12 protein-coding genes and 1 pseudogene are annotated in these 26,829 nt (G+C 37.0%); 1 reads left to right on the plus strand and 12 read right to left on the minus strand.

The features are described from left to right. Positions 1–148: 148 nt before the first annotated feature. The 12 genes and pseudogenes from prwr041_RS03455 to prwr041_RS03510 all read right to left on the minus strand — a co-directional run bounded on the left by prwr041_RS03455 (position 149) and on the right by prwr041_RS03510 (position 26,291). Positions 149–2,260 carry a glycoside hydrolase family 43 protein gene (locus prwr041_RS03455; RefSeq protein ID WP_237072296.1) on the minus strand — a complete coding sequence of 704 codons (2,112 nt, stop codon included), beginning with the start codon at positions 2,258–2,260 and terminating at the stop codon, positions 149–151. Between the two features lie 213 nt (positions 2,261–2,473). Then, a complete protein-coding gene (locus prwr041_RS03460) occupies positions 2,474–5,086 on the minus strand; it encodes a hypothetical protein (protein ID WP_207154974.1) in 2,613 nt (870 codons plus the stop codon). Positions 5,087–5,117: 31 nt separating this feature from the next. Continuing rightward, the gene (locus prwr041_RS03465) at positions 5,118–6,050 is read right to left on the minus strand and encodes a BT_3044 domain-containing protein (RefSeq protein WP_207154975.1); all 933 of its coding nucleotides are present in this window, start codon (positions 6,048–6,050) and stop codon (positions 5,118–5,120) included. 29 nt (positions 6,051–6,079) lie between these two features. Then, positions 6,080–8,062, minus strand: a complete 1,983-nt coding sequence (locus prwr041_RS03470; protein WP_207154976.1) for a RagB/SusD family nutrient uptake outer membrane protein — start codon at positions 8,060–8,062, stop codon at positions 6,080–6,082. A gap of 15 nt (positions 8,063–8,077) precedes the next feature. Then, positions 8,078–11,149, minus strand: coding sequence for a SusC/RagA family TonB-linked outer membrane protein (locus prwr041_RS03475; protein ID WP_207154977.1), 3,072 nt, complete (start codon positions 11,147–11,149; stop codon positions 8,078–8,080). Between the two features lie 39 nt (positions 11,150–11,188). Next, on the minus strand, positions 11,189–12,538 hold the full coding sequence (locus prwr041_RS03480) for an NHL repeat-containing protein (RefSeq protein ID WP_207154978.1): 1,350 nt from the start codon (positions 12,536–12,538) through the stop codon (positions 11,189–11,191). Positions 12,539–13,282: 744 nt separating this feature from the next. Then, positions 13,283–17,317 carry a hybrid sensor histidine kinase/response regulator transcription factor gene (locus prwr041_RS03485; RefSeq protein ID WP_207154979.1) on the minus strand — a complete coding sequence of 1,345 codons (4,035 nt, stop codon included), beginning with the start codon at positions 17,315–17,317 and terminating at the stop codon, positions 13,283–13,285. A 479-nt stretch (positions 17,318–17,796) separates the two neighbouring features. Beyond that, complete coding sequence (lpxA, locus tag prwr041_RS03490; RefSeq protein ID WP_207155567.1) at positions 17,797–18,579, minus strand: acyl-ACP--UDP-N-acetylglucosamine O-acyltransferase; 783 nt, start codon at positions 18,577–18,579, stop codon at positions 17,797–17,799. A gap of 100 nt (positions 18,580–18,679) precedes the next feature. Continuing rightward, a complete protein-coding gene (locus prwr041_RS03495; RefSeq protein WP_207154981.1) occupies positions 18,680–20,080 on the minus strand; it encodes an efflux transporter outer membrane subunit in 1,401 nt (466 codons plus the stop codon). A gap of 10 nt (positions 20,081–20,090) precedes the next feature. Continuing rightward, on the minus strand, positions 20,091–23,354 hold the full coding sequence (locus prwr041_RS03500; protein WP_207154982.1) for an efflux RND transporter permease subunit: 3,264 nt from the start codon (positions 23,352–23,354) through the stop codon (positions 20,091–20,093). Between the two features lie 26 nt (positions 23,355–23,380). Then, positions 23,381–24,580 (minus strand): annotated as a pseudogene (locus prwr041_RS03505) (efflux RND transporter periplasmic adaptor subunit). 262 nt (positions 24,581–24,842) lie between these two features. Further along, complete coding sequence (locus tag prwr041_RS03510; RefSeq protein ID WP_207154983.1) at positions 24,843–26,291, minus strand: CCA tRNA nucleotidyltransferase; 1,449 nt, start codon at positions 26,289–26,291, stop codon at positions 24,843–24,845. A gap of 102 nt (positions 26,292–26,393) precedes the next feature. On the opposite strand from prwr041_RS03510, the gene prwr041_RS03515 reads away from it, so the two are divergent. After that, positions 26,394–26,801, plus strand: coding sequence for a hypothetical protein (locus prwr041_RS03515; protein ID WP_207154985.1), 408 nt, complete (start codon positions 26,394–26,396; stop codon positions 26,799–26,801). The last annotated feature ends 28 nt before the right edge of the window (positions 26,802–26,829 follow it).

The following is a 26,829-nucleotide window of genomic DNA, read 5'->3' on the forward strand; positions in this document are numbered from 1 at the left end:
CTAGTAGAGTGTCTTTAGCCGGAATAGGTTTACATTTGTTATTAAATAAGTTGTCTGACCTTACCTGATTGGTTGTCATTCAATCCAATATGGTTGTCACCTTCCCGAATTAGTTGTCGGTTGATGAAAATTCTGTTACAAATATTTTTTATTTTGCTATTTCATATTTTAATACGCAACCGTTCTTTCGATCGGCATCAGCTCCTTGACAATCTGCAGAATAAGGACTTCCGTCATCAGGATGCTTACACAGATAGTGCTGCGTCTTCATTGACAGAAGCATAAACTGATTACCCAGCATATCCTGCCAAACAAAATCTTCTGCTTGATTCTTGTCAGCAATGAGTCTTACATCACCCGACATTCCGATTCCGGCAATATACACATATCTTCCGTCTGCACATTGCAAGTTCACCTTTCCGTTGCCTTTGTCAACAACGACAAACTGTGAATGACTTCCATTGCTATCACTTGATCCTTGCCATGTAGAGTGCAACATTCCATGAGGCATAGCATAAGCAGGATTATTATCAGCAAGATTGAATATCTTTATCGTTTTGCCATAAGGAATATTACCAGAACGATCTGCCATAGGTTCGTCTACAATGAAATCGTCAAAGTCAGCATATCCTCCATTGTTTCCCTGTGTGTTGTAAGCATAAAGGGCTGTGCGAACTCCTTGAAATGTACGCATCTGATATGATGATATGATTGTGTCACCAATATTTGTCCATGTTATATTGTCAAGAGAATAAGAATATCTTAATTTGCTCTCATCATAATTACCCCATAATCTTAACCAAACAGTCCTTTTAGTCAACGGCTGTTTTATTTCCTTATTCGTATTCTGATCATACCAACGAATATACATCTTACCCGCTGACTTTACTATACCCAACAATGCACTTGGAGCGTTGATAACTCCCAATCCACAATTGTCACCGTCTTTAATTCCTGATAGGTCAACCTTTACAGATGTCGTACTAACCGGTCCTATCGCACGCTGTGTAAGTGAATTCTTCGCCCACAACAGTTGGTTGGCAAACATTGAATGCAATCTCAGTACGCCCTTCTTTTCTGACAGCGACCACTTATTTTCAACAGGATTATGATTCCATTGCCATATTGGTTTCAAGGTCTTACCTTCAAAATCATCGCATCTATCATAAGGTGCTTCTGGTAAAGGAGTAGAATTATTAGGTTTGAACCATGTTCGTGGACTACGTCCCAAATTCTTTTCAAGACCGAAATATGGCCATCCATCAACCCAAGTAACTGGTGACAGACAAGTTGTACGTCCCACAGCATTGAAGTCCTGCATAGAAATACCCCACCATTTACCATCTTCAGCCTGTACAATACCACCCTGATGGATAGTTGAAGCCGATAGAACAGTCGGATTCGGTTTGTTTTGTGTAAACTTAAAACCTTCCTCTGGTATAGGACTTCCTAAACTTACGTTGCCAATTGTCCAAGCAGCTGAATATCCAAACGATTCACGAGCACTGATTACACAAGTCTCATAAGGTCCGAATATATTCTTGCTTCTTGCACACTGCATTCTACCCATTGGAGAATAGTCTGCAGAAATGATATAATACATTCCATTTATTTTATATATATGGTGCCCCTCTCCCATTGCATTACCTTCTGGAATAATTATTCTCTCAGAACCTTCAACAGGTCCGCTCAAATCAGGTTTCAACTGGGTACAAGTTACGTTGCCATACTTATGTATTGCGTATATTTTACCATCATCATCAAACAATACAGACAAGTCATATATATCTCCGTTAATACGTTTATGAGTCCACGGACCATTTATGTTATCAGCAATATACACATGAAGTCCATGACCGTTTATATTAGAGAACACATAAAACTTGCCATTATGATAACGGATGCATGGTGCCCATATTCCTTGTCCGTAAACAGTCTTTCCTTTATCAAGATTAAACTCAGGAAAACTTCTATCAAAACGATCAAAACAATATGAGGCAAACTTCCAGTTAACCAAGTCTGTAGAATGCAATATGACTATTCCTGGAACGCAATGCATAGTCGTGCCAGCAAGATAATAATCCTTACCAACACGAATTATGTCAGGATCAGAAAACTCATCATAAAACAAAGGATTGGTATATGTTCCATTACCATTGTCTGCGCTCCACGACTTATGCTTTATGACTTTTTGCTTATTACCCGCAGAAACATTACTCACAGATAATAATACTAAAAAAAATAATAGTTTAAATTTCATTCCAATCTATATTATTTCATTCATACTTTATAAGCTACAGCCTCATTGAAAGATATATTCTTAAACACATTTATATACAATACATCAGCCATTAACACCAATATTTTTTAAATACCTCGAGTTAGTTATTAATATATTGTCATTACGATTTCTCATAAGGCGCTTACAAATGTAACTAAAAAAGCCATCACAATAGATATTTATATGTTACATTTATTTATCCTCATGAAACAAATACCGCGAATAGCTATCATAACCAACATTATAGAACTCATTTTTATCATAAAGAACAGCATCAATTAAAACAGAGGAAGTATTTGATGAATTATACAAATCAACGGTTACTTCTCCGTTATTATCTGTACATAAATTCGGATTCCAATATAATGTTCGGCGCTTATCGGAGGCATTTATCTTCTCTGGTTCATATTGCGGCGAATGAAACTCAACAGGTGCACTATATCCCTGCACAAAAGTATGCCTAATACCACGTGTCCTTCCATTCTTTCGTTCGGCATCCCAGTCTTCATCTGTAGTTATTGAACATATAACAACATCATTGATGGAGTTAATGTCATGTTCATTATTCAACTCTATTCCTGACCAATAATCGGTCTGCTGTTTCCTCGTCATATTATTTCCACTAATATTATAAACATCATCGTTATTACCAGTATTATCCTTATAAAGACATAATGACTTAATCTTATCTACATCATTTTTTATAAAAAGGAAGCCTACTTTTTGACCATTTACATAAAAAGTTATAGGCATATTCCTATAAGTAATAGCATCAGAGTGATTGCTATTATAGGCACTAGTATCTGCATCAGAATAATACGATATGTTTACATGAATATTATCATTCAACTTTTCAAGCAAATCAGGTACATCCATAATTTCTCGACCTTCATCTCGTTCATTATCTATGAATCTTCTTACATCATAATAACCTATAAGATTGCGGTTGAAAATCTTTGTGAAATTATTCACATTTAGTTTTTTCTTTCCTAAGACAACAACATCATCGAGGATTATCGCATTATCAGCCAAAGACTTATTATATACAGAGTCAACAGCCATAATACTCTTTTTATTAATTAGTATATTGTCCCAAACAGGATGAGTCTCTTGGAAATCAAAGCTTCTTAAAGTTGGAGCAAAATTTCTGGATAGCAATACGTTTGCCCAACGATTATTTTGCTTCCCATCTTTTTTCGTTTGTATGAATGTTTCTGCCACACCTTCAAGATTATCTATCGGGACTTTAAAACTACCAGTTGAGTCTGTGGTAATCATTCCAGCATAATAATTAGAATCTTTGCGCAACACAAAACTAGTATTCAGGTTCTTTTGTAATTTCCCGAAAAGAGACTTCACCTGTCCTGTAAGTTCCAATCTATCTTCCGGCTTATACTTTGGTAAATTATTGCTACTATATATTGAAGAATAATCATATTTTCCAACAGCCCGAACAAGTAATAAATTGTCTAATTGTCTTCTTCTATTTACATTTTTGTCAATCAGGTAATAATGTGGCGACTCTACATATCCTCTTAATTCAGATGTAAGTGCAAATTCTGTTGCAACGTCATTATCATATTCCTTATAATCAGACAAAATATCATTCCTAACAGACATTGACAACCGAGCGTTTCTAATAGGCTTATTGTCTTCATCCGTGAATTTCAATTTACATGTTATTTTTTCATAAGGTTTATATATTGATTTATCAGTAGAAATTAGACTATTAACTCTTTTTGAAGAATATATAAAACACGGACGGTCGCAGATTACTTTTCCCGTAGAGTTTACCAATAGCACGTGGCAAACACCAGCAGAAAGCCCTTTTGTGTTAATATGCAAACTGATGCTATTATTGTCCTTGAAATATAACTCATGATACAGTAAAGGTACTGATTTTGAAAAGACAAACAATGCTATAGGTTCATTTTGTATAGTAGATCTACGGCATACGGATAATTCGAGCACGCTATCACGGTTATCAACATGCATAACATAACCTGAATCAACAGCCATTGGTTGGAAAAACTGGTATTCTTTACCTTTGTATTCAACCTGCACGTATGATAGTTTATCACCAGGACAATACATAAAACTACCTATTCCGTTATGTAATGAAGTTATAGGGGTCATAGCCTTACCATTTTCATCACATAACATGCCTTTAATATCAACAAGTCCACTATCTTTACTTTCTGTTTCAAAAGCGACCATAGAAGGGATGCCTTTAACCAGTTGTCCTCCTTCTGGGAAAAAACGCATTAATAAACTTGGAACTTTCTCAATAGGACGTTTATTCATACTATTATCCAAACCATAACTGGCAATTGTTCTTGGCTCTTGAAGGTTTTTCCTTTTATTATATACTAGTATAACTTTTGAAAAACAAGAATTATTAAATCCAAGCATCCATTTTGTAAAAGCCCTAACCTCAAAATAGCCTGTAAAGAAAGCATTACTCAAAGGTATACAGCAAGTCCCTTCCCCATTAGATAGTTTAACGATTCGCCTATCAACAACATTTCCTAGCTGATCAAGCAATTCTATATAAAGAGGTCTGCTTATTTGACTCAAGCTATCCTTAGATACATCCACAACATACGCCTTTATCCATATTGAGTCTCCCTGATAATAACTAGTATTATCAAATTGCAGAAATACTTTTTCGGCAGGACATGTTTCTGAATAAAGGCGTGCATTATCAAATAATCGTGCAAAAGCATTTCTCTCCACAGGCATAGCGCCTATGGAGAGATGCCAAACAACCCAAACTATAATTACAAAGATAAACTTTTTGCTCATATAGATTTTATTAAAAAGAATCTACTGATTCTCATTTACTTCTTTGTTCTTCTATCCAATCTTTTACGATTCGTAGTTCATCAGAAGTCTTTCTTTCCTTATATAAATATCCCTTCGTTTTCCAGTGAACGCCTGTTGAAGGGTCTACATATTCATACCACAATTCATATATTTTCATATCAGGATGATAAACACCGCCACCATCTATAATATTAAACTTATCAAATGTAGAGAAAGACAAAGTATTATCATCGTTAACCTTTATCTTAAAAGTATAAGAAGAACGATAATCCTGATTCTTTGGCGTTCCATCATTCCATTCATTACGATAATGGAACATTCTTATGGTCTTTCCGTCGTCTATAGCAGAAAGATAACGAGGCATTACATAATTCAAAGAGTCATTTGGATTACTCAAGTTCTTAATCATACCATCCATATAATACTGTCCAGAATACTTATTTGCCAGATTAAATCTAACCAAAACTGTAGTATCGCCCTCGGCAATATTATAGGCTGATGTAGATTTTATGCGAAGTCCCATCATATACATGGAATCACATTCCAAGCTCTTAGGATTTACATAAATATAAAACCTACCTGTAGCATTTCCAGCCTTTACCGTAATATTCTTCTCTGGTATCGAATATATATCATTAGAAAGGAAATTAAAATGTCTACCTTCGGCTGACAGTTCTCTATCGTTATACCTTATTACGGCAGCAGAATCTTGACATATACTAGCCATCACATCCTTAGATAATGAAAGCGAACCACTCACGCCCAAAGACATGATAACAGTATCTTTATCATAAGAAAGATCAAGAGACTTATACAATATTTTCTCGTGAGCACCGACAATATATACTTTTTGCGGATATTGATCGTTGTCCAATGGCCAATCGTAATCACAACTTGTTAATGTCACTACGGCCACGAATAATACGAATAATATTTTTTTCATTGTTATTTCTAAATTAAAATGTACACAAATTATTCCCATCCAGGATTCTGAACTAATTTCTTGTTACGCTCCAATATACCTTGATCTATTGGATAGAAATACATCTTGTTCTTAAAAACTCTTTTCATAGTTTTCTCTGTATTCCAAACTTTTACAGTATAAAATTGTCTGCGTTCTGCCATTTTAGCAGAGACATCAAAACCTGTAACTGGTTTATTATACTCAGTATAAGCATCTTTCCATCTGCGTAAATCATAATAACGATGATCCTCAAAAGCAAACTCTACTCTATATTCCTGTTTCAGTAAAGCCTTCATTGTTTCATAATCGGCAGCCTGAATATCAGTAATTCCAGGTAAACCTGCGCGGTATCTTACCTGATTGAAATAATAAACCATTTGAGATACATCTCTAGAGATTGTATTTCCTGTGTCAGGATCCTTATATGGAGACTTCAATTCATTCATAGCCTCAACATATCCCAACAAGACTTCGGCATAGCGCACTATTGGATATGTTTTAGCCTTCACATCACCCTGCCAGCTACGAATATCCTCTTGATTTACCCATTTACGAGATGTATAACCAGTACGATTATAGTCAACCTTTACAGTGCCTGTAGGTTGTGCATTACCGTCTTTATAATACGTACAAACAAAGTTCTTGAAGTTTTCAGTTCCTCTGTATGAAGAACAAGGCCATACACAATAGTTAAAACCAATTGACGCATAAAAGCGAGGTTCACGATTATCATCACAATGAGCTCTTTCTGGTGCCAGAACATATTCTCCAGAGAAAGATTTACCCTGACCGACAGCCTCCCAAGACTTTTCATCATCAGTAGCTTCGCTAAACTGTCTGCCATCAGCCATCCTATAAGAGTTTATCATATCCTGAGTAACACTATATCCATTAATACCACCGAGTGTATTAGGATAAACGATCCAATCGTCATTACCATTATTACGAGTATAGAAATATATCAACTCCTTATTATGCTCAGGTTGGACAGTTCCATCAAACAGCGATTTATAACTCTTATATGGATCAATGTTGCCTGCTCCATTAGGGAAATCAGAATGTGACACCGTTGATGGTAATTCAAGAGTTCCAGAGGTGTGAGAGTTACCCTCTGTACGTTCCACCGTGTTAAGTGCGTATTTATTCAGATCAATAACCTGCTTATATACTGCCGCAGCCTGTCCCCATCTTGTATTATCTTCCTGTTGAGAGATAAACGGAGTCCCATCAGTGCGCTTCCAATCAGCATAATAGGTATTGCCATTAAACAAAGGGCTTGCCCAAGTAAGCAACACGCGAGCTTTCAGTGCAAGCGCAGCACCACGTGTTGGTAAATACTGAAAAGCCACCTCGCGTTCTAAAGGTAGATTATCGGCTGCCTTTGTGAAGTTTCCAACTACATATCTGACACAATCGTCATAAGAAGAGCGCTCTACAGAAGCTTCATTAGCTGGTGTATCGGAATCATAAGCCTCATCAGGTTCAATAGGAACAGGACCGTAAAGTCTCATAAGCTGATAATAGAAATAAGCTCTTAAGAAATATGCACGTCCCATATAATCACGCAACTCATAATCAGTGAGTTCTTTACATTCGTTTATTCTCTTTAAAAGTATATTGGCTTTTCTGATACCTTTATAGTAATTTTCCCATGGATTAAACTTTGTATCACGTGGTGTCACTTCATCAATAAGTAGATACTCACCTCTGTGATTGCCGTCAGCCCAAGGTACAATAGCTTCATCTGCGGCTAGTCCACTTGGAGAATAAGCATCGGTAGACCAAATCATTGATTCATCAGGTAAGAAAGAAGATGAACCGTTAATATACTGCGTGAGTCTGTCCTTTGAAATGAATACTGAATCGATAGTAACTTGGTCGTATATATATTTATCAATATCCAGAAAAGACTCACAAGAGCTGTTTATAGCTATGCCAGTGATAGCCATAAAACCACAAGATATCTTTATTACTTTATTTTTTAATTTCATAGCTTTTGATTATTATTAGAATGAAACATTTACTTGCAATGAGAATACTCTTTGAAGTGGATAAGTTGCACCATTTCCACTAGCTTGTGCAGGGTCGAAGATCTTATCACCTTTATCCCAAATCCAAAGATTATCACCTATCAAACTTATTGTAGCACTGTTCATACCAATTGCCTGCATCCAAGGTTTCTTAAGCAAATATGAAATCTGAATATATTTTAGTCTCAGATAACTACCGTCTCTAAGCCAGAATGTTGAAGATTGGTCATTGTTATTATTTGCACCATAAGAGAGTCTAGGGAATTTGGCATTTGGATTCTCTGTAGCAGGGTCACCTGATATATCACGTGATGTCCATCTGTTTCTCTGGTCGCCAACTATTGTAAGTATATTACCAGTCTCTTTATTTATGAATGGAATGTAACCAGTACCACCAACCATATAATTCACTCTTGCAACACCTTCAAACAAAACACTCACATTCCAATGCTTATAATTGAATTCCTGTGCAAAACCATATTGTATCTGAGGTACAGAACTATATTTAAGAGGAACAATATCATCACTGTTAATAACACCGTCACCATTGACATCTTTATACTTTATATCACCTGGACGAACAACACTTTCAAATTGCTGTCTTGGACTTTCACTGATTTCTTGGTCATCCTTGAACAAGCCCAATGCAATAAGTCCACGGGGAATACCATAAGGGACTCCTGTCCATCTCTGATAAGGATACTTCTTTATTGTCTCTTCCCAGTTAGTAACCTTATTTTTAGACTGTGTAAAGTTTGCACGCAATACAAGATATGTGTCACGTCCAAGATCTTGCTTATACGACATGTGACCATCTATACCCCAGCTCTTCATCTCACCAACGTTTGCCCAAGGAAGAGAAGGCAAACCCATTTCGGCAGGAGTGCTTGCACGCTGCTGATAAATTCCAGAACGAACATCACGGAAGAAGTCTACTGTCATATCAAACTTCTCATTAAACATCTTCAAGTCTACACCTAGATTAACCTTTGTGGCTTTCTCCCATCTCAAGTTGTTAGAGCCGATCTGTGTTTCTGTCAAACCAGTTCCTGCATTCCATGGACCAGAACCTCCTGTGCCCATTAAATAAAGATATGGGAAACGAGTACTGCCACTTACACGGTCGTTACCAACGATACCATAAGAACCTCTAAATTTCAAATAACTTAAAAATGGCAAAGCCTTCTTTACAAATTCATACTGAGTAGGAATCCAACCACCAGATATAGCAGGGAACAAGCCAAAACGATGTCCTTTCTCAAAAGCCTCAGAACCAGTATATCCTAAGTTGAACTCAGAGAAGTATGTATCCTTATATGAATATGTGAGACGTGATGACAAAGCCACATATCTTTTAGGAATGGCTGTAAGAAGAGTTGTGTTTGCAGAATTAGTATAATCTTCACAATAGAAGTGTATCAAACCAGAAGTACGATGGTCCTGACCAAATACACGGTCATAATTAAGATGTGCCTCGAAATAATATTTTTTATCGGCACCAACGCTATTGCCATATGCCTGTGATTGATAATCTCTCTTCTTAATCAAATCAAGTGAACCATCACGTTTACGCTGAGAAGCATAATACAAAGTAGGCCATTTTGTTCTACTCTCGTTGATATTAGAATTTGCGTCAAAGTTAAACAACACAGAAGCCTTCAAACCTTTTGTTATCTTGCTCAAGTCCTGGTCTATAGATACCCTTATCTTTGTATTGTTTCTGTAAGTATTACGATAACCCGTTAGATTAAGAAGCACATAAGGACTGATCTGATTGTTATCTGAACCGTAAGCAGGATATTCACCAGAAGAATAACGCAAAGGAACTGTTATTGGAGTAAGATTTGAAGCAGCCTGCCACAAAGCATCTGTGCTATTTCCATATCCAGGGTAGTTCTGTGTCACGATTGTTGTTTCCAATCCTAGATTAAGGATAGTAGACTTAGTCATGTTTACATCTACATTAGCTCGGAAATTATACTGACGATAATTCACGTTTGTGCTATATGGATTCACACCTTTTGCCTGTTTCATCAACGCCTCCTTGTTGATAAAGCCTAAACTCATATAATAACGAGCTACTTGTCCACCACCAGAAGCACTTAAGTGGGCCTGCTGATTCCAAGAGTGGTCTCTTAAAATAGTATTATGCCAATCTACGTCTGGATGCAAGTCTGGATCAAGTCCATTTTTAAACAAAGCTAAATCCACATCATTAAATATAGGGTCCATCTCTCTTGACGCTGCAGCCTCATTTGCTAGTCTTGCGTAATCATAAGCTCTTAGATATTCAGGCATTCTTGGAGAATAAGAGTAGCCTACATTTGCCTTCGCATTTATACTTAATTTTCCAGCAGAGCCTTTCTTGGTCGTAACTATAATTACACCATTTGCACCACGTGTACCATAAACAGCCGTAGCTGAAGCATCCTTTAACACAGAAAAACTCTCTATATCTTCAGGATCCAAATCATTGATATTTCCTTCAACACCATCTATTAGCACTAAAGCACCTGCATTAGCACCGAATGTACTGATACCTCTGATCCAGAATTGTGAAAAATCATTTCCTGGCTCACCAGTTCTCAAGACAGAGATAATACCAGGAACACGCCCACCAAGCATGTTAGCAACAGATGTGGCTGGGGTAGTAAGATCTTTTGTTGATACGGTAGTTATAGCTCCTACGACAGAGATCTTGCGCTGTGTTCCCTGACCGACAACAACAACCTCATCTGTACTTTTCACATCTTCACTCAACACCACGCGCATTCTTTCATCATTTTTCTTTACAGATATATTAATTGTGACATAACCTATATATGAAAAAGTAACAGTTTGACCTGTCTTCAAATTATTCAATCTGAAATGTCCGTCGGCATCAGTAATGACTCCCGTACCAGGCTGTCCCTTCACTTGAACAGTGGCACCAATCACGGGTTCTCCATCCTTTGTCATCACCTGTCCTGCCAGAGCCACAACAGACTGTGCAGACATTGTACAGACACACGACAACAACAACACTATTATAAACAATAGTTTTTTCATAGACTTTATTTTTTATATGTTTTAGATGATATTATTCTTTCACTCAATAGACATCTTTCTTACTGTACGATCCCATCCACCAGCAATATAGAAATTATCTTCACTGTCAACTGCTATATCCTGAGGAGAATTAAAACGTGCATCGGTAGGTTCTGTATCAGAATTTACCTGACCACTATTACCTGGTTTACCGGCAACGATTTCCACTTGGTCACCAACAACCTTATTGATAAAGCTACCTCCACGATTAATTACATATAACTCACCATCAGATGTACAAGCCATTCCATAAGGCTCGATAAACTGTGCATCTTGCAAGCGATGTCCTGTTGCAGAACCATTTCCATTGAAGCCTGCATATTTCTCCATACGCCAACTACCATCAGAAGCCTGATATACTTTATATATACCACTCATCTTATAAAAAGATGCAAAGAAGCATTTATGATATTTGCTATAAATCATTTGACTTCTGTCCTCATCCTGATTTGGAAGATCACCTGTCAATTTTATCATCTTATAAGTCATATTGTCCAAATCCACCTGACAGAAGTGAGCTTGTGTATCCATAAGATATAAATATCTATTGTCCTTCTCCGTAAAAGCTCCAGACCATATCTGTCCTGGCATATCGCTTTTCTGAATAACAATTCCTGTTGATTTTTCAGCCCAACTGTCTGAACGTGAATATGACTTTATTGTACGATCTTCAGACCAATGCGATAAGAGATAGAATTTCTCGCGAGTGTTGTCTACAATTGGAGTTCCGTAACTACCAGTCTGTCCCAATGTAATAACTTTATTATCATCATTTGAAATAAGACTTACGCGATTGTTCCACCAAGACTCAACCGCAATAACATTATCACCTTTGGTACCTTTGACACATGCGATGTTTGATACTTCTTTAAATCTCGCTGCAGTGAAATCACCATCGGCATAAGATGAACTTCCAAAATCACCACACAGTGTCTTTACAGACTTTCTCTGATTGTACTTAAACAGCATTCCTTTTGGGGCAATACTATCTTTTCCAACAACTATTGATACTTGATTTCTACCCGCCATTTGCTTCGGAATTACACCTAGTATGGTTTTTCCATCCGTTGCAACAAGGACCGCTCTTTTACTAATTAATGTTGATGGGTCGCTTTTATTAGTATAATAGTTAAAATAAACTTTCATACTATCAACAGGACCTTTAAAATTACCTTCCACCACAAATGGTTCATCAATAATGCCAAATGTTGGTTTAAGACAATCAACTGACATTCCCATACCTGAATCGTATTTATTCGGTACTGTGGGATTTGTCTCAATGAATTCCTTATCTGTACAGGAGCATGCTGCAAGACATAGAAATAAAATCAAAGAATTTCCATTTTTCATTTTTACTGATTATTTAGATTAAATTATTAAATTGACCCAGCAAATATATAATTTGTATTAATGTAAAACAAGAATGAATGTTACATAGACTTCTAAATACGTACCATATTAAAAAAAATATTGAAACACAAAAATATTATATATTATGTACGCGCGCACTAGTGAATTCTCAAAAGACAAGTATCAATATGGTGACAAACTGACTATCAGCAACTTAGATAGTAATTTAGCCTGAAACCAAGTGTTGCGTTAAATATCATCAATTTTTGAATAACAAAATCAATTTAAATTCCAGATTTATCTCTTTTTTGTGTAAAAACACATGTTTTTGTACAGTGAAAATCACCTTTGAATCATATCTTATTTTGCATTTCATCGATAAAACGCTTAAAATTCCGTCTTTGCGTTGACACCTCACTTATTGCTAAAAACGCTCTAACAGATTGCTACACAAAGGTAAGACAAGTCGACGTTATCTTTTTTAAAAACCATAAGGAGGGATTACTTTAATAATTAATAAATGAAAACTAGCTAAGCACTACAATTAGACCTTACTAACTAAATGAGTAATAAATAAGATCACGCTTTTTGCTGTAGAAGGAAAGCACTTTAAAAACATGAAATTTCATTTCTACAATCAAACGTTTGCGTTTCTACGATATAAAAATTCCGGTTCTATATGGAAAAAGTTAATACCAAATCATCTAATTCTGTCAACTCGTGTAATAACAATGATAACTTATTTTATTCTTTACATTTATTAGTACCCGTATGCTTTGCATCCCTATACGCTAGCGGAGACATACCATACATATTCTTAAACAAAGTAGAGAAATTGGAAACCCTTGTAAAACCAGTCATCTCTACAACCTCAGATACAGAATACTTTTTCTCACTTAACAAAGTTGCAGCCTGCTTCAATCTCACATTTCGTATGAAATCACGCATAGACTGATTAGTTAATTCTTTCATCTTGCGATAAAGGTGAACTCTGCTTATACCAACTTCTTGAGTAATCATTTCTACATTCAATTCAGGATTACTTATATTGCTATTAATAACCTTCATTATACGGTCCATGAGTCTATCATCAGGAGATTTAGCCTCCAACTTTGTTATCTTATCAAGTTGTTCCTGTTTGCCAGTATAAGCATTTCGCAAGACTTCCCTACCGTTCACCAAATTTTCCACCGTTTTTCTTAATATGATCATATTAAACGGTTTTGTGATATAAGCATCAGCACCAAGTTCAAGTCCTTCCAGATTATCATCAACTGTTGTCTTAGCTGTAAGAAGAATAACTGGCACAGAGTTGATATTAGGATTCTGTCTAATTTTCCTGCACAATTCAAATCCGTTCATTTCAGGCATCATAACATCACTTATAATTAGATCAGGCTTTTTATCAAGAATTTTTTGATAAGCATCTTTACCATCTTCACTCTCTCTAGTATTAAATTCTGGTCGTAACTGATCACAGATATACTTTCTTATGTCTTCGTCATCTTCAACTACAAGAATATAATGTTTAGTCTTTCGCCTAATTATGTTATTCTCAACTATCACTTCGGGCACTTTGTATTTCACCTTTTCTTGCTGCTGAATATTTGTCTCGTCTATTTCATCCTTACGAAGATGCTTGTTTCCTAAAGGTAAATGTATGATAAACTTGCATCCAAGCCCATTGGTATTGTTCTCTGCATGTATATCACCATGATGTAATTCTACTAGGGAACGAGTAAGATGCAGACCTATACCTGTTCCAACGTTTGAATTATTATGACTATTTCTTATCTGATAGAAACGTCCGAATATTCTTTCTATATCCTTTTCATCAATTTTAGATCCACTATCGGAGATTGTTATTTCTGCTATATCCGTCTTCTCGACAGTGATTGATATATTACCGTTTACAGGAGTGAACTTCATTGCATTTGAAAGAATATTTATTATTATCTTATCGAAATTACTACGATCAACCCACAGATTTAAGGATTCCATCTCATGATGAAAATCTAATGATATATTTTTAATTTTCATTAGTTGTTCAAAGTCACCACAAACGTTATTAATAAGGCTGATGACATCATTCTCACTAAACATCAGTGTCATCTGCCCCTTATCAATCTTTCTTATGTCCATCAATTGGTTGATAAGCCCCAATATGCGCTGCGCATTTCTATTGATAATGTTATAATTTTTCTGCCTGCCCTCATCTTTATCAAAAGACATAAGCTGTTGCAAAGGACTTATTATCAACGACATTGGAGTTCTTATCTCATGAGAGATATTTATAAAGAACTGCAATTTTGCTTCATTTATTTTTTCAGCCTGTTGCCTTTCAGTCAATTCATGTTGCTTCTGCTGATTTTCTTTCTTGAAAGCCCACCACTTCTTTACTACAACGAGCAATATTATAACATATAAGATTACAGCCCACCACGATGCATACCACGGGTAATGAATCACTATCGTTAGATTTTTTATGTCTGACGAAGTATCTCCATCTATAGACTTTATGCAGAAATGATACTTACCTGGGCTCATATTATTGAAGGTAACACGATTTACGCCAGCCCTTTGTATATTCCAAGGACCACCATTAATAGAATATGCATACGAAATTCTCTCTGCGTTATAGAAGTCCATCGCCGACAATTCGATAGTTATGTTATTATCATTATATGCCAAATCAAATCTATCTGATTCATATACAGCCTTTTCTGTTATAGAATAACTCCCCGACTTCATACCAACACAAACTGATTTATCGTTAATATAGAAATCCACCAGTTTTATTTCTGGTTTCTTTGCCTGCAGTTTCAATGTGTTTACGTTAAAATACGTCACGCCACCAGATCCACCAAAATAAACATTACCCTTACTATCAGCAAACGAAGAGTTTCTACCAAACTCGTTGCTTTGCAGACCATCATTTGAATAGAAGTTTACAAACTTATTTGTTGTTGAATTAAAATGAGATAAACCATAATCAGTACTTATCCAGAGTCCATCTTTTCGGTCATCCTGAATATCACAAATAGCATCGCTCGGCAACCCGTTGCACATTGTATACATTCTACATTTACCATTTCTCTTGTTAAGACGAATAAGACCGTCAGTTGTTCCTATCCATATAGAACCTTGTTTGTCTTCATGAATCACATATACTATAACACCCGGCAATATACGATTCTGTTTGAATGTATTTACAAAATTATCAGTTTTCAAATCGAGGCATCCTAATCCGTCACATGTACCAATATATAATTTTCCATTATAATATTTTAGTGTTGATACCCAACGTGAATGAAGTGCATTGTCGTTTACATTATTCTCTTTTTTTCCGTTAAGACATCTTACAGCAAATAGTTTGTTTCTACGCATATCCCAACGAAACAATCCACCTCCCATTACACCTATCCATAAATTTTTATGATCATCTTCAACTATAGACGTTACGCCCTTCATCTTTTTACCTTGATAAAATGTAGGTATATTGATGCATTTTCCACTAGAAGGATCAAAACGGAAAAGTCCGTCAACAAGCGATACCACCCAATAAGAATGATTAGAATCCTGTAATATTCCACTGACAAAAGGAGGCAGCATACCTGCAGAATGTCCACCTTCATAATGAGTAGAAACACCTTTATTAGAAACCTTATATAATCCATCGTTGGCTGTACCTAACCAAAGATTTGAAGCATTATCTTTAAATATCGAGATAATGCGATTGAAACCTATCTTGTCATTGTTTATTGAGCGTGACCCGATGTATTTGAACTGTCGACATTCCTTAGGCAACAATACAACGCCTGTACCACTTGCGCCTATCCAAAGATTGCCATACACATCTTTAAGAATAGAATGCACCTCGGATGTTCCAAAATCAAAAGTATTAAACTTTATCTTACTGTTAGCGACATCTCCACTAGAAATATCATAAACTAGCACTCCCCTTCCTATAGTTCCAATATATAAATGTCTGTCATCAATTTGCAACATACAGAACACTGGTATTCTGTTATTCCATTTTTCTGGAACGACAAAACATCGTGCCTTTTTATTTAACTTTGCTAAGCCAAAATCAGTACTTGCAATATAAATATTGCCTCGTGAGTCTTGATAGAGGTTACTTATATTAATGTATCTGTCATAACCCAAAACTTGATAATCATAACTTATTTTACCATGCGAAATATTTATTAACCCTTTATCTGAAGTAGCAAGCCATAAATCATGATTTCTGTCTTCAAACATCGTATTAACATATATAGCCTTGATATTATATTTTGACTTATGTAATGAGTATGTTTCGCCATTGGCAACAAGTGAATAAATGCCATGTCCAGAAGTTCCTACTAATATATCACCATTCCTTCTTACCAAAATAGATGTCACGTAAGCCCCCATACTTTTTTCGTTCTTAAATCCAAAAGCCACATGTTGAAATGTTTCAGTTGCCTTGTCATATATCTGTAAGCCACGTGCTGTCCCTATAGCTATCTTTCCTTTCTGTAATTCAACCAAAGATAATATACGATTATCAACTAATGAATTTATTACACCTAACATGTGTTTTAGTTTTCTAAACTTCGCACCATCATAGCAGTTTAGTCCATCATCAGTACCTATCCATATAAAACCTGATTTATCTTGATAAACCAAGCTAATGTTGCTATTTGACAGATCTTTTTCTACAGTAAATACTTTTCCTGATTGTGCCAATGACATAATCGGGAATAATAAAAATAGCAAATTTAGCAATTTCTTCATTTTAGATTATCATTATTTGGCCGTAATTTTTGCGCTCACTTTATACTCCACCCTTATCTTAAATATCTATACATCTAACAACTTTTCTAATCCAATTTACTTATACACCTAACAAATATTTATGAGAACGCCTATGAATAAGATTTTAGCTTTGTAGTTAACTTAAAGATAGCGTTATGCGATTCCGCAGCCATGATGAAAGATGATCCCCCATAAACATTTTTTAATGTTGCAAGTTAATCATATACATTAATTATTATTAGCTGCAAAAGTAACAAAAAAAGCGATAAGAATAATAATCTATTTGTTACACATACTTTTTCTAATGAATCACAAATAACAAATAATAGATAAAATCTATGTAAATAAAAATATATTTGTCGATAAAAAAGACAAATACATAACATCAAATAAAAAGAAGGGCTTACCTCACGGCAAACCCTTCAACCTAATTATAGGGAAAAATGTATAGGTATGAATTACATTTTACTGATTATTCCCAATTTCGTAGCCTTTATAAAACTAACGATGTTGCGTATCTCAGCACTATCAGGAACCTGTTCGGTTATCTGAATTACAGCGTCAAAGATACTTGTCTGTCCATGAAAGACAAGACGATAGGCATTGGCAATATGTTTTTGTATTTTCTTATCGATATTATACACATTCATCATAGTGGTATTTGGACCACCATAAGTCACAGGCTTTCCGCCTGCAATGATATAGGGAGGGACATCCTTAGAGAATGCGGTACCAGCCTGAATCATTGAGTAATCACCGACACGTGTCTTTGCATTCTCGATTACACTAGAACTGAAGATCACTCCATTTCCAATAATGCAATCACCAGCTATCTTTGTACCATAACCAAGAACACAATTATCTCCAACCTTGGTATCATGAGAAATATGTGCACCCTCCATAAGGAAGTTTTTATTACCTATAACGGTACTTGATCCCTTATGTGTAGCACGATTTACGACTACATTCTCACGTATAATATTGTTATCACCAATAATAAGCTGACTATCCTCCCCAAGGAAATTGAAATCCTGTGGGAGAGCGCCCAATACTGCACCTTGAAATACTTTATTACCCTTACCCATTCTTGTACCGTTAAGAATACTAGTGAAAGGAAAGACAATACAGTCATCACCTATCACCACATCATCCTCAATATACGCAAATGGATATATCTTGCAGTTTTCTCCAATCTTTGCTTTCGGAGATACTTCTGCACGTGGACTTATTTCACTCATAATATTACCACCCCTAATCTTCCCGAAAGAAGATGTCCAGATTTACTACGGGGTATATCTGGTTGTGTTATTACTCTTTTATCCAACGCTAATCCGTATGCTGCTATTTAGCACCACCGCCAAGAGCATAATACAGATTCACAACAGCCTGCATCTTATAAAAATCATCGGCAACTTTTGACAATTCTACATTGAGCAGACTACTCTGTGCCGTTATAACTTCTAGATACGTACTTCCAGCACTTGCCATAAGAGACTTCGTATCCTCAACATTCTGTTTTAAGACTTCAATCTGCTTTGACTCAATTGTTGATTTCTCGGCAGAAGAGTTATAAAGTACGAGTGCATTACTAACTTCACTACCTGCTGTAAGAATAGAATTCTGCCATGTATTATATGCTTGCTGATATTGAGCCTTTGCTACCTTTAAACCAGCAACGAGCTTACCATTTTGGAATATAGGCTGAGTAAGAGACCCCACAGCTGTGAGCAACAAATTACCTGGATTTACGATTCCCATACCACTATTATTAGTGAATGCTCCGCTAGCATTGATATTTAATGCTGGATAAAAACGACTTCGTGCTGTCTCTATATTATAGAAACATTGAGCAAGTTTCATCTCAGCAGAATGAACATCAGCACGGTTGTTAAGCAACTGTACTCCAATTCCAGTAGAGAAGTTTGCAGGAAGACTCTGTTCGTCAATTTTTCCTCGGCTTATACTCTGAACCTGTTGTCCTAAAAGTAAAGACAAAGAATTCTCGGTTTCACGAATCTGTCGCTTAATGTCAGTTTTTTGAGTAAGAACAGAATAGTAATTAGATTCTGCCCTCTGTACTGCTGTAGAACGGACACCAATCACAGAATTCTTCTGCAATTTCATTATATCCCAAGTATTCTTTGTAAGTCCTTCCATGTCGTTGACAATTTCGAGTTGCTTGTCAAGCATAAGAAGTGAATAATACATATTGGCGATATTGGCAATGAGGTTAGTTTGCACTGACACCTGATAATCTTTGCTCTGAAGTAGAGCTACCTGAGCAGAACGCTTAGACGACAATAGGTTTCCAAAGAGGTCAGCACTCCAACTTGCATTTATTGGCAAACTGTAAATTTTAGTAGCCTTTCCACCATCCCATGAAGAAATAGTTCCCTGTGGAGAGAATGTAAAAGAAGGTAGGAATGCTAATTTTGCAGACTTTAACTGAGCCTCTGCCATCTGAACGTTCAAAGCTGCATTAAGAAGGTTGGTATTGTGAGCCAGACCTGTCTCTATCAATGATTGCAGATGCGAATCAGTAAACACACTGCGCCAAGGAATATTTGCGAAACTTGTTGTGTCACGAGCAGCGAGAGAATCACTGTCAGACACGGCATCTCGCATGATGGCACTTGTGTTTATATCTGGACGCTCATACTTTCCATACAAGCTCTTACAGCCACTCAACGTGAGTGCTGCAAGACCAAGTAGTACAATACTGTTATATTTATTTTTTATCATACTGATTCTTCTAGTTTTTTGGTGAAACCGTTGACTTAGCATTTGCATACTGTGCCAGTTCAGAAGCAGCCTCAGCATTCTCCTCATCCTCAAACTTGAGCGGAGTGAGCTTCTCTTGCAACCACTGGAATACGGTAAACAAAGCAGGAACGACAAACACCTGACATAATGTACCTATAAACATACCTCCAATTGCGGCGGCACCCAAAGTTTGGTTACCATTCTTACCAACACCGGAAGCAAACATTAACGGAAGCAAACCTACAACCATTGCGAGAGATGTCATTAGGATTGGTCGCAAACGTGCTCCAGCTCCAAGGATAGCTGAATATTTTATAGCCATACCTGTGCGTCGTCGTTCAAGAGCAAACTGCACGATAAGTATAGCATTCTTTGCTAACAGACCGATAAGCATAATTAGCGATATCTGCATATAGATATCATTGGAATGACCGAATATCAATGTAAAAATAAACGCTCCAGCCAATCCAAACGGTATTGAAAGAATTACAGCCAACGGAAGAATGTAACTTTCATACTGCGCACTAAGAATCAAGTAAACGAATACAATACAAAGTACGAATATCAATGCCGTAGAATTACTACTTTCTGCCTCAGAACGAGTCAAACCCGAATAGTCATAACTATAGCCCTCGGGAAGAGTATTTTCTGATACTTCCTTAATTGCTTGCATAGCCTGACCTGAAGAATAACCTGTCTGTGGAGTAACGCTCACATTGATTGATGTAAACAGGTTGAAACGTGATATATTTGAAGGTCCATATATACGGCGCAACTTAACAAACTCACTTACAGGAGACATTCCTGTAGGAGTTCTTATATAGATATTGCTAAGTCCGTCAGGGCGCATTCTACTTGCAACATCACCCTGAATCATTACACGATACAGTTTACCGAAAGCATTGAAGTTTGACGCATAGAGACCACCATAATATCCTTGCAATGTTGTCAACACATCAGAAGGAGCTATTCCTGCCTGTTTTGTCTTTGCAACATCTACATCCACCATATACTGAGGATAGTTAGGATTATACGAAGTCTGAGCCATCTGTATCTCTGGTCGCTTATTGAGTTCGGCAATGAAGTCCTTAGTTACATTATAGAACTTAACAATACTTCCACCAGTCTTATCCTGCATAGACAAAGTAACACCGTTCTGCATAGAGAAACCTGGAATCATTGGAGGACCGAAAGCTAATATCTGAGCATCCTTTATCGTTGCCGTCTGCTTATAAATCATACCAAGAACAGACGTATTTTCGAGAGGGTTCACAAACAATGCCATTACATCGGCATTTTTGATTGCATTCTCTATACGAGTCGTGAAACTTCCCGAACGTTCCTCAAACGATTTCAGTTTAATAATGAATGTAGCCTGATCTGAACCTTGTCCAGCGATGAAGTTATATCCTAAGATTGACTCACGGCGCTTAATAGCAGGGTTATTGGCTAGCATTTTATCAACCTGAGCAACAATTTGCTTAGTACGTTCCTGACTTGTTCCTGGTGCAGCAGATATTGTAACAAACAGAGTTCCAGTATCCTCATCAGGTACAAGACCAGTCTTAGTTGTAGCCATTGTTATAACTAAAGCAGCAATACCTAATACGACAGCTCCACCAACAATCAAATAATGGTTGATAATCCATTGTACACCTTTCTTATACTTACTTGTAATCTTATCAAACTGATGATTGAATCCGTCATGGAAACGGGTTACGAACGTTGTCTTCTTTTCGCTATGCTCATCATCCTCATGAGGTTTCAGGAACATTGCACAAAGTGCAGGAGAAAGTGTAAGGGCGTTAAGGGAAGAAATCACGATAGAAATAGCCATCGTAACACCAAACTCACGATAGAAAGTTCCAGAAGTTCCACCCATGAAAGATACAGGCACAAACACAGCAGCCATTACCAATGTGATTGATATGATAGCTCCAGAAATCTCATTCATGGCATCAATAGATGCAGCGAGTGCACTCTTATAACCTTGGTCCAACTTGGCATGAACCGCCTCCACAACGACTATAGCATCATCCACCACTATGGCTATCGCAAGCAGCAAGGCGGACAGTGTCAGTAAGTTGACGGAGAATCCAAATACCCATAGGAAGAAGAACGTACCTATCAACGCAACAGGAACCGCAATCATTGGTATCAATGTTGAACGGAAATCCTGAAGGAATATATAAACCACAAGGAACACAAGTGCCAATGTGATAAACAACGTGAATACAACTTCATGGATTGAAGCGAACAAGAATTCGGTTACATCCTGCTCAATAGTATATTCCAGTCCTGGTGGGAAACTTTTCTTTGCCTCTTCCAAAGTTTTCTTTACATCAGAAGCAATCTGAGTTGCATTAGAGCCGGCAATCTGATTAACCATACCAAGTACGGCTGGATGTCCATTGTTTAGAAGGTTTACATTATACTGTAATCCGCCAAGTTCTACCTTTGCTACATCTCCCAACTTTAATGTTTGACCATTAGTTGTACTAGATATGATGATATTTTCATAATCAGGGATTGTCTTCAAACGTCCCTTATAGCGAAGAACATACTCATAAGCCATATCGCTATTCTCACCAAATTTACCTGGCGCAGCCTCAATATTCTGTCCTTCAAGAGCTTTTGTTATGTCAGAAGGAATAAGTCCATACTGTTTCATCTTATCTGGCTTAAGCCAAATACGCATAGAATAAGTACGAGTACCCGGGGTCTGAATGTCACCTACACCATTGATACGTTTCAACTGAGGTATAACGTTGATAAGTGCATAATTGGTAACAAACTGGTCATCGTAGCGACCGTCCTCTGTAGTAAGAGAGAACATTATAACGTTTGATGACTGACGTTTAGACACCGTCACACCAGCACGAGTAACCTCGGCAGGCAACAAAGCCTGAGCCTGCTGAACACGGTTCTGTACATTCACCTGTGCCATATTGGCGTCGGATCCCTGCTTGAAATACACAGTAATCGAAGCCATACCATCATTGGTGGCTGAAGATGTCATGTAGGTCATATTCTCAACACCATTGATACTCTCTTCAAGAGGAGTAACAACGGAGTTAAGCACCGTCTGAGCGTCAGCACCAGTATAAGTGGTCATAACGGAAATAGTAGGCGGCGCGATATCCGGATACTGCTCTACTGGCAGTGATATCAATCCTATAGTGCCCAACAATACAAACAAGATGGAAATCACCGTTGAAAGTACTGGGCGCTTTATAAAGTTAGTTAATGTCATATATAACTATTCTCTTTTTATTGTTTTTACTTGCCTTTCATAACACCAACAAATCCCTTTGCTGTACTCTGCTTTGCAGCGAGTTTAGCAGCATCGTCGATTTTCTTCTCATACTGAGCTTCTGTGATAGGCTTTATCTTCATACCGTCAGAAAGTTTGGCAATACCCTTTGTTACAATGCGGTCACCAACGCTTAATCCAGATGTTACAATATAAGTTTTTCCATCGTTCTGAGGATTGACAGTAATTTCAGTGTATTTCACTTTATTATCAGCTCCCAACTTATATACGAATATCTTATCCTGAACTTCAGAACATGCTTCTTGAGGAACTTTTATTGCATGGCTATCATCTGTAGGAATTACAATCTGTCCTGCGCCACCACTCTTTAGAAGTTTCTCAGGATTAGTAAAATGTGCAATAAGTGAAACTGAGCCTGTTGTTGGATCAATAACACCACTCATCTTTACAACTTTTCCTGGATGATTATATACAGTTCCGTCAGCCTACTGTAGTTTTACGATCGGCATAGAAGAAATTGCTGCACTTACACTTCCTGCTGTTTTTGTCAAATTAAGTATCTCACTTTCAGACATAGAGAAGAATACTTCCATAGTACTAATATTAGATACTGTTGTAAGTGGTTGTGCATTAGATGAACTAACCAAAGCACCAACCTTGAAAGGAAGACTTCCAACTACACCATTTGAAGGACTCTTCACCTGACACCAACTTAGAGTTTCTCTTGCTGAAGCCAAAGATGCCAGAGCCTGAGCTACAGAAGCTCTTGCTGTAGCATAAGAATTCTGTGCAGTAGATAATTCATACTGTCCAATAACGTTCTTTGCAAAAAGTTTCTTATTATTTTCATAAGTGAGTCTTGCTGTGTTCAGTTGAGCACGTGCAGTATTTACAACAGCCTGCGCCTGACGAACAGTAGCACGATATGTCTCACTGTCAATTGTAAACAATACTTGACCAGCAGACACAGTCTGTCCTTCATGTACGTAAACATTAGTAATAAAACCAGAAACCTTTGGACGAACTTCGACATCCTGAATACCTTTAATAGTGGCTGGATAAGTAGTCTGTAATGATGCATCTGAAGCACCTACTGAAACTACGGCAAACTCATCATCTCCAAACTTTGGCATACCACCACCCCCACTACATGCTGTGAGAGAACTTGCGATTGCCAGAATAAATAAACAATTCTTAATCTTCATACCTATTTTTACAATTAAATTTATACATAGTTAATAATATAATGAAACATTAAACATGAGACATAGAAAACTTTAGCCCTCTTCTTAGTTTTGTTTTTGCAAAAGTAATAATAAATCAGTAACTATATCTTTACTGGCATGCACTTTTAACAATAATTAGTTTGAACAGTATCTAACAGAAAGATATTTTATCAATTATACGAAAAATCCGAGTAATTCGTCAAATCGGATTACTCGGATTTCTATTATAACAAAGAATAAGTTACACTAACCCCATGCTCTTTGCTTTATGCATAAGCAACTTCATCAAAGATTCGCGTTCATTCTCTACCTTATTATCAAGTACAGCATCTTTAAGGGTCTGTTTCAACGCTCCGACTTCACGACACGGAGTCAGATGGAATATCTCCATGATTTCATTTCCATCTATGCAAGGTTGCAACAACCGTTTGTAATCGCGTTCCTTAAGATCTGCTAGTTTTTCACGTACGCTACGGAAGTTATCAAGGAAACGCTGTTTCCTTACTTGATTTTTACTTGTAATATCTGCTTCGCAGAGAGTCATGAGATCGTCAATATCATCACCTGCATCATTCATAAGCCTGCGCACAGCACTATCCGTTACTTCATCATCCGAGATAACTATAGGACGCATATGAAGATCAACCATTTTTTGAACATATTTCATCTTCATATCCATCGGTAATTTCATACGACGAAAAATTCCAGGAATCATCTTAGCACCTACATAATTATGATTATGGAAAGTCCATCCTGCAACATTATCCCACCGCTTACTACGAGGTTTACCAATATCATGTAACAATGCTGCCCAACGTAGCCACAGCATCATCTCACCATCATCATCTGATGCAATCTGCGACTTACATACATTATCAAGCACCTCTAAAGTATGATAAAAATTATTCTTATGCGCCTTCCCATTTCTCGTTTCAACCAAATCTAACATTGATAGTTCTGGTAAAATCAATTGTAGCAAGCCACACCTCTGAAGATCAACGAATCCCTTACTTGGCGCATTAGTGAGCATTATTTTGTTGAGTTCATCAGCTATTCGCTCACCACTTATTATTTTTATCCTATGAGCATTACGCTCAAGAGCTTCAAATGTCTCATCATTAATGATAAAATTCAACTGAGTAGCAAACCTTACACAACGCATCATTCGAAGTGGATCATCAGAAAAAGTTATGTCAGGATCAAGCGGGGTGCGAATGATACCGTCTTCCATATCCAGAATACCGTCAAACGGATCAACAAGTTCACCGAAGCGTTCCTTGTTAAGACAAACAGCAAGGGCATTTATTGTGAAATCCCTCCTATTTTGATCATCTTCCAATGTTCCATCCTCAACATGCGGCTTGCGAGAATCATGACTATAGCTCTCTTTTCTTGCACCAACAAATTCAACTTCTACACCACGGTATTTCACTTGAGCCGTCCCGAAATTACGAAACACGGAAAGATGAGCTTTCTTTCCAAATAGATTTTTTAATTCGGTAGCAACGCGAATACCACTTCCAACTACGACAACATCAATATCATTAGATGGTCTCTCAAGGAAGAGATCTCTCACATATCCACCCACGACATAGCATTCCAATCCCAAAGAATCGGCTGCTTCTGAGATTTTATGAAAGATATCCTTATCTAGTAGTTTTGCCAAATCGGCATTTGTAATATTTCTCATTGTTACTTAATTTCTCTTAACTTGCTCTAAATTGCGTGCAAAGATACTAAATTTTAATGTCAGAATATGCAAGTTAAGTTAGTTTTTTATATTTTTGCACTCATGAAGAAGTATTTTTGGCTTTTTGCGCTTACAGCTATTATATGCAGCTGTGCCGAAACTCAAGACGAGAAGGCAACACCATTGATGTCTGACATAGAATCACTCTATGGTTCAGGTCAATACAAGCAAACATTAGACTCAATAATGTCGTTGAGGAAGAATTATCCTGAAGCGATAGAAACACGTAAGCGTGCCTTGAAAATATGGCAAAACGCATCATTGAAGATGGCCCAACAAGACATCGCACGCACAGATTCTGCACTTCAGGCAACACTAAAGGCTATTTCTTCGACTGGCAATATCGGAAAAAGAAATATGCTGGGCGTGAAACGTGACTCTCTGAAAGCAAGATATGAAGCAATGTGCGGCGTAGTGAGAATGATTCATTATCGCCAAAGTATGAAATGACATTATCTAAAGCATAAGCCAAAAAATT

Origin of the sequence: Prevotella herbatica, assembly GCF_017347605.1 — a bacterium.
In the GTDB taxonomy this organism is placed as follows: Bacteria; Bacteroidota; Bacteroidia; order Bacteroidales; family Bacteroidaceae; genus Prevotella; species Prevotella herbatica.

Bases quoted from the DNA above. Each gene is read 5' to 3' on its own strand.
- prwr041_RS03455 (WP_237072296.1), bottom strand. From the start codon at position 2,260: ATGAAATTTAAACTATTATTTTTTTTAGTATTATTATCTGTGAGTAAT.
- prwr041_RS03460 (WP_207154974.1), bottom strand. From the start codon at position 5,086: ATGAGCAAAAAGTTTATCTTTGTAATTATAGTTTGGGTTGTTTGGCAT.
- prwr041_RS03465 (WP_207154975.1), bottom strand. From the start codon at position 6,050: ATGAAAAAAATATTATTCGTATTATTCGTGGCCGTAGTGACATTAACA.
- prwr041_RS03470 (WP_207154976.1), bottom strand. From the start codon at position 8,062: ATGAAATTAAAAAATAAAGTAATAAAGATATCTTGTGGTTTTATGGCT.
- prwr041_RS03475 (WP_207154977.1), bottom strand. From the start codon at position 11,149: ATGAAAAAACTATTGTTTATAATAGTGTTGTTGTTGTCGTGTGTCTGT.
- prwr041_RS03480 (WP_207154978.1), bottom strand. From the start codon at position 12,538: ATGAAAAATGGAAATTCTTTGATTTTATTTCTATGTCTTGCAGCATGC.
- prwr041_RS03485 (WP_207154979.1), bottom strand. From the start codon at position 17,317: ATGAAGAAATTGCTAAATTTGCTATTTTTATTATTCCCGATTATGTCA.
- prwr041_RS03495 (WP_207154981.1), bottom strand. From the start codon at position 20,080: ATGATAAAAAATAAATATAACAGTATTGTACTACTTGGTCTTGCAGCA.
- prwr041_RS03500 (WP_207154982.1), bottom strand. From the start codon at position 23,354: ATGACATTAACTAACTTTATAAAGCGCCCAGTACTTTCAACGGTGATT.
- prwr041_RS03510 (WP_207154983.1), bottom strand. From the start codon at position 26,291: ATGAGAAATATTACAAATGCCGATTTGGCAAAACTACTAGATAAGGAT.
- prwr041_RS03515 (WP_207154985.1), top strand. From the start codon at position 26,394: ATGAAGAAGTATTTTTGGCTTTTTGCGCTTACAGCTATTATATGCAGC.